General features: G+C 38.2%; 2 protein-coding genes. Both read left to right on the top strand.

Going from position 1 to position 1,095, the window contains the following annotated elements; genetic code table 11:
* Positions 1-631, top strand: a 631-nt coding sequence (locus VXQ92_RS20475; protein WP_416683017.1) for a M20/M25/M40 family metallo-hydrolase, incomplete at its 5' end; no start/stop codon positions are given.
* Between the two features lie 210 nt (positions 632-841).
* On the top strand, positions 842-1,095 hold a 254-nt coding region (locus VXQ92_RS20470; protein WP_416683016.1), incomplete at its 3' end, for a YbgC/FadM family acyl-CoA thioesterase.

Here is a 1,095-nt window from a genome sequence, read left to right as displayed (position 1 = left end):
TCATGGCTCAACCCCTTGGTTAGGCAGAGATCCAATTTATGCATCAGCTCAAATGATTAATAATTTACAAAGTCTTATTAGCCGAAGAACCGACCTAACCCAAGGTATGGGCGTTATTAGTATTGGCAATATTCAAGGCGGTACAGCTGGAAATGTGATTCCTGAACAGGTCAATATGATCGGTACTATTCGATCCAATAACGAACAGATCCGAGAAAATATCCTAAAGAGCTTACCAACTCTGGTGGAAAATAACGCTCAAGCTAATGATGTAACAGCAAAAGTTGAAATTGCACCTTATGCTCCAGTAACCATGAATAATAAAGCTCTTACTCAACTTATCCAGCCAACATTAGCCAAAACTGTTGGAGATTCGAATCTTCATGTTTTGGACCATAATGCAAGTGCAAGTGAAGATTTTGCCTATTATGGGAAATTAATGCCTTCTTTCTTTGTTTTCTTAGGAGCAACACCTGAAAATCAGGACTTAAACCAAGCTGCACCAAATCACAACCCTTCTTTTATAGTAGATGATAAGGCCTTAAAGACAGGAACCGAGCTACATATAAGATTCGTTTTAGACTATCCGAATATCGCTAAACAAGTTCAGGCTGCATGGAAACAGTCTTAACTTAACAATATGCTCACCATAGAGTGTTCCGTTTTAAAGAAGAAAGACAGCAGTCGCGATTGAAAGGTTGTGCCATAGGACTTAGTATGCAATCTGCTAAACTGCCCCGTATTTAAAAGCAGATGTATGGCTTTGGATAGAACTGATATTTTATTCAACAGTCATATTTTAAATATAAAGCTCTATAGTGAACTAAAACGGAATACTCTCATGGCGAATCATTTTGAATTCAACATTCGTGTTTATATTGAAGATACGGACGCAGGTGGTATTGTTTACCATGCCAACCACATTCGCTATATGGAACGTACCCGTACAGAATGGCTCCGCGCTGCTGGCGTTGACCATTACTGGCATCAAAAAGACTACAACTTTGTAGTATATAAAATTGACGTAAAATATATGCGTCCTATTTTAATGGATGACTTAATTACTGTTACAGCACGTGTAGTTTCATGTAAAGC

The sequence above is a fragment of the Acinetobacter sp. 228 genome, assembly GCF_048147885.1.
The sequence above is the reverse complement of the archived record's forward strand: the minus strand, read 5'-3'. Positions and strand labels throughout refer to the sequence as shown.